At 75.9% G+C, this 4,630-nt stretch carries 5 protein-coding genes and 1 pseudogene; 1 reads left to right on the forward strand and 5 read right to left on the reverse strand.

The features are described from left to right. Positions 1-652: RDD family protein (locus GFJ45_RS15140; protein WP_153398677.1), on the reverse strand; the 652-nt coding region annotated here is incomplete at its 3' end. Between the two features lie 42 nt (positions 653-694). Here GFJ45_RS15140 and GFJ45_RS15145 point away from each other — a divergent pair. Beyond that, positions 695-1,690: a stage II sporulation protein M gene (locus GFJ45_RS15145; protein ID WP_153398679.1), complete on the forward strand. Its 996-nt coding sequence runs from the start codon at positions 695-697 to the stop codon at positions 1,688-1,690. A gap of 29 nt (positions 1,691-1,719) precedes the next feature. Here GFJ45_RS15145 and GFJ45_RS16520 read toward each other — a convergent pair whose 3' ends face one another. The 4 genes and pseudogenes from GFJ45_RS16520 to GFJ45_RS16525 all read right to left on the reverse strand — a co-directional run. Continuing rightward, on the reverse strand, positions 1,720-1,875 hold the full coding sequence (locus tag GFJ45_RS16520; protein WP_194288711.1) for a DUF6131 family protein: 156 nt from the start codon (positions 1,873-1,875) through the stop codon (positions 1,720-1,722). Positions 1,876-1,978: 103 nt separating this feature from the next. Then, positions 1,979-3,277, reverse strand: coding sequence for a DUF58 domain-containing protein (locus GFJ45_RS15150; protein WP_153398681.1), 1,299 nt, complete (start codon positions 3,275-3,277; stop codon positions 1,979-1,981). A gap of 40 nt (positions 3,278-3,317) precedes the next feature. Beyond that, on the reverse strand, positions 3,318-4,337 hold the full coding sequence (locus tag GFJ45_RS15155; RefSeq protein ID WP_153398683.1) for an AAA family ATPase: 1,020 nt from the start codon (positions 4,335-4,337) through the stop codon (positions 3,318-3,320). Beyond that, a pseudogene (locus GFJ45_RS16525) lies at positions 4,334-4,630 on the reverse strand (hypothetical protein); the annotation flags it as partial. The gene GFJ45_RS15155 and the pseudogene GFJ45_RS16525, both read right to left, overlap by 4 nt.

A 4,630-nucleotide genomic window follows, 5' to 3' on the forward strand; every position in this document is an offset into this window, starting at 1 on the left:
CGCTCTCCAGGACGATGGTCGGCCCTTCCTGCTCTCCCCCCTGCACCTGCACGTGGAGGTCCCTTCCGTCCGGCAGCACCCCGATGTCGGCACGGACGGCCCACCCGGCCAGGTGCGGCGGCATCCCGGGCGGCGGGGGCAGCCGCAGCCGGGAGCGCGCCTGCACCACGTAGGTGCCGGCGAGCATGTCGCCGAGCCGCTTGGCGCGCTCGTTGGTCGCCGCGACGAGCAGCGCGAGGCCACCGGTGGTGAGCCACAGCTCGACCACCCCGGCCAGCGCGCGGATGAGCGCGTGACGCAGCCCGATCGGCCCCACGTCGTCGCGCACGGTGCGCAGTCCGAGCAGCAGCTTGCCGACGGTGCGGCCCCGCAGCAGCGTCTCGAGCGTCACCGGCAGCGCCACCAGCACCCCGACGGTGACCACGATCACCATCGCCTGCAGCAGCGCCGCGTCACCGGAGACCAGCGCCCAGGGCTGCCACCAGGCCAGCAGCAGCGCCCACAGCAACGTCACCATCAGGTCGATCAGCCCGGAGACGATGCGTAGCGGCAGCGAGGCGGCCGGCAGGTCGAGCTCGACCGCCTCGGGCAGCACGAACCCCTCGCTGTCGAAGATGCCGCGTGGCGCCGGCTGCGGGGCGGTGGGCTGCATGGTGCCGCCAGGCTAGCGGGCCGTGGGGCCTACCCTGGTGCGGTGGACCTGGACGTGCTGGTGGAGCGCCGGCATCGGGCGTGGGCCCGGCTCGCAGAGCTGGCCGGCCGCCGCCGGCTGGACGGACCGGCCGCCGACGAGCTGCTGGACGGCTACGAGCGCACCGCGACCGACCTGTCCGCGGTGCGCTCCGCGGCACCGGACCCGGCGCTGGTGTCGCACCTGTCGGCGCTGCTGGCCCGGGCCCGCTGGCAAGCCAGCGGGGCCCGCACCGTCTCCTGGGCGGTGGCGGGCCGGTTCCTGGTCGAGGACTTCCCGGCCGCGCTGTACCGGCTGCGGTGGTGGTGGGGGCTGACCGCGCTCGGCAACGTCGTGGTGGGGCTGGTGCTGGGCGGCTGGCTCTACGCGAACCCGGTCGTGGAGAACACCCTGCTGTCCCCGCAGCAGGTGGACCAGCTGGTCTCGGTCCAGTTCGAGGGCTACTACCACGAGCATGCCGCCGCCAGCTTCGCCACCTTGGTCTGGGTCAACAACGCCTGGGTCGCCGCGCAGGCGCTGGCGTTCGGCGTGCTCGGCCTGCCAGTGCTGTGGGTGCTGTGGCAGAACATCAGCAACGTGGCGGTGATCGGGTCGCTGATGCACCAGCACGGGCGTGGCGAGGTGTTCTGGGGCATGATCGCCCCGCACGGCCTGCTCGAGCTGACGGCCGTGTTCGTGGCTGCCGGGGTGGGGCTGCGGCTGTGCTGGGCCTGGGTCGCCCCGGGCCCGCGCTCCCGGCTGTCCTCGCTCGGCCAGGAGGGGCGGACCGCGGCCGGGGTGGCCCTCGGGCTGGTGCTGGTGCTGCTGGTCTCCGGGGTGATCGAGGGCTTCGTCACCCCCTCGCCGCTGCCGACCTGGGCCCGCGTGCTCATCGGCGTGCTCGCCCTGGCCGGGTTCCTGGTCTACGTGTTCACGCTGGGCCGGTCAGCCGTCCGCCGGGGGCTGACCGGGGACGTCGAGGAGGACCAGCTCGCGGACACGCTGCCCACCGCGGGGTGACGTGGCTCCCGCGGTGGGCCGGGCGGGTCCTAGAAGTAGTGCCGGCGGCCGCCGACGGCGCGTCCCATCGCGCCCAGGATCCAGAGCACGATCCCGATGACCGCCAGGATGATGCCGATGGTGGTCAGGATGCCGATGTCCAGCACCATGCCGAGGATCAGCAGGATGATGCCGAGGATGATCATGAAGCGCTCCTTCGTCCCGCGTCGCCGGACGGTCCCGCCCGGCGGGTCACAGGCTAGCCGCTGACCTGGGCGGACGCACCCGGAACGCTGCCCGGGCGCGTCCTCACAGCAGCCCGTGCGCCTTGAGCGAGAGGTAGTGGTCGGCGAGCGCCGGGGGGAGCCGGTCCGGTGGCTCGTCCAGCACGGTCACGCCCATCCGGCCCAGCGCGGCCGCGGTGCGCTGCCGCAGCGCGGTGACCCGCTCGGCGGCCGCGGCGGTGTAGACGGCCTCCGGGCCGGACAGGTCCGCCCGCAGCCGCGCCAGCTCGGGGTCTGCCACCGAGGCCACCACGACCCGGTGATGGGCAGTCAGCGCCGGCAGCACCGGCAGCAGACCCTCCTCCAGCGCGGCCGGCTCCAGGCCGGTGAGCAGCACCACCAGCGACCGTCGCCGGGTGAGCGAGGTCACCGCGCCGGCGAGGGTCGTCCAGTCGGCCTCCAGCAGCGCCGGCTCCAGCGTCGCGGTCGCGGTGACCATCTCGTGCAGCAGCGCGCTGCGGCCGGTGCCGGAGCCGACCCGGGCCCGGACCGTGCGGTCGCCGGCGAGCAGGTCGACGCGGTCACCGGCCCGGGAGGCCAGCGTGCCCAGCAGCAGCGCCGCGTCCAGCGCCGCGTCCAGCCGCGGCTCGTCGCCCACCCGGCCGGCGCTGGTGCGGGAGGTGTCCAGCACCAGCAGCACCCGCCGGTCCCGCTCCGGCTGCCAGGTGCGCACCACCACCGACCGGCGGCGTGCGGTGGCCCGCCAGTCGATGCTGCGCACGTCGTCGCCCTCGACGTAGTCGCGCAGCGAGTCGAACTCCGTTCCCTGCCCCCGGGTGCGCACCGCCGCGCGGCCGTCGATCTCCCGCAGCCGCGCCAGCCGGCCCGGCAGGTGTCGTCGGGACCGGAACGGTGCCAGTGCCCGGACCCGGCCGGGGACCGGACGGGAGCGCTGCCGGGCGGTCAGGCCCAGCGGGCCGCGCGCCCGGACGGTGACCCGGTCGGCGAGCCGGTCTCCGCGTCGGGTGGGTCGCAGCGAGGTCACCAGCCGGCGCCGCTCGCCGCCGGGGAGGTGCAGCGCATGCCGCTCGCCGGTCGCGCCAGCAGCGGGCTGCCACGCGTCCCGGAGCACCCCGTGCACCCCGCGGCGGCCCGGGTTGGTCACCAGCAACACGGTGTCGACCGCCTCACCCAGCCGGACCTGCAGCGCCACGTCCTCCCGCACCAGCTCCAACCGGCGCGGGTCCGGCGCAAGCAGCAGGTCGGCGACCACGAGGACCGCCCACAGCAGCAGCCACCAGCGCACCGTCGCCGCGGCCGGGAACGCCAGGACCGGCAGCACCCCGGCCGCCAGCAGCAGGACGGCGCGGCCGGTCAGCGCCACCGCCGCCTCCTGCCGCCCGGCCGGCCCGCGGGACGGGGCGTCATCGCGGGACCGGGACCGACTGCAGCGCCGACTCGAGCACCGCGTCGACGGTGACCCCCTCCAGCTCGGCCTCCGGCCGCAGCGAGAGCCGGTGGCCCAGCGTCGCCGTCGCGAGCGTCTTCACGTCGTCGGGGGTCACGTAGCCGCGGCCCTGCAGCCAGGCCCACGCCCGGCTGGTCGCCAGCAGCGCGGTCGCCCCGCGCGGGCTGACCCCCAGCTGCAGGGAGGGGGAGGTCCGGGTGGCACGGGCCAGGTCCACCACGTAGCCGAGCACCTCGGGGGAGACCTGCACCCGCCGCACCTGGGCCGCCCCGGCCGCCAGCTGCTGCGGGCCGGCCACCGGCTGCACCCCCGCGCCGGGCAGGTCGCGCGGGTCGAAGCCGTCGGCGTGGCGCCGCAGCACCTCGACCTCCTGCTCGCGCGGCGGCACCGGCAGCGACACCTTGAGCAGGAACCGGTCCAGCTGGGCCTCCGGCAGCGGGTAGGTGCCCTCGTACTCGACCGGGTTCTGCGTGGCCACGACCAGGAACGGGTCGGGGAGTGCCCGCGAGGTGCCGTCCACGGTCACCTGCCGCTCGGCCATCGCCTCCAGCAGCGAGGCCTGCGTCTTCGGTGGCGTGCGGTTGATCTCGTCGGCCAGCAGCAGGTTGGTGAACACCGGCCCGGGCCGGAACTCGAAGTCGCTGCGGCGGGAGTCGAACACCACCGACCCCGTCACGTCGCCGGGCATGAGGTCGGGCGTGAACTGCACCCGGCTGGTGCGCACGTCCAGCGCCGCGGCCAGCGCCCGGACCAGGAGCGTCTTGGCGACGCCCGGCACGCCCTCCAAAAGCACGTGGCCGCGGGCCAGGAGGGCCACGACCAGCGCGCTGACGGCGGTGTCCTGGCCGACCACCGCCTTGGCGACCTCGGCGCGCACCCGCTGCAGCGCCTCGCGGGCCTGCTCGGCGTCGGGGTCGGCGGCGGCCGGATGGCCGTGCGGGTGCGCTCCGGCCTGGTCGGGCGTGGGCTCGGTCATCGTGGCAGCGTTCCTTCCTCCAGCGACCGCACCTGCCGTGCGATCTGCACCAGTGTCTCGTCGTCCTCGGCGCTCGGGTCGGTGAGGGCCCGGGCCACCTCCTCGCGCGGCCGCCCGCTGGCCCGGGCGACGGCCGCGACCAGGTCCTCGTCGTCGACCTCGGGCGGCAGCGCCAGCCGGCGGGCTGCTGACCACGGCGCCCAGCGGGACCCTCGCCGGGTGGACCCCCGGCGAGGGTCCCGTCGGCGTTGCTGCTGCTGCGGCCGTGCCGGGTCAGCACCAGCAGCGTCACG

The organism is Ornithinicoccus halotolerans, from assembly GCF_009602535.1.
Taxonomy (GTDB): Bacteria; Actinomycetota; Actinomycetes; order Actinomycetales; family Dermatophilaceae; genus Ornithinicoccus; species Ornithinicoccus halotolerans.

Excerpts from the sequence above, each read along its gene's own strand:
- GFJ45_RS15155 (WP_153398683.1), bottom strand. The coding sequence starts at position 4,337 with ATGACCGAGCCCACGCCCGACCAGGCCGGAGCGCACCCGCACGGCCAT.
- GFJ45_RS16520 (WP_194288711.1), bottom strand. The coding sequence starts at position 1,875 with ATGATCATCCTCGGCATCATCCTGCTGATCCTCGGCATGGTGCTGGAC.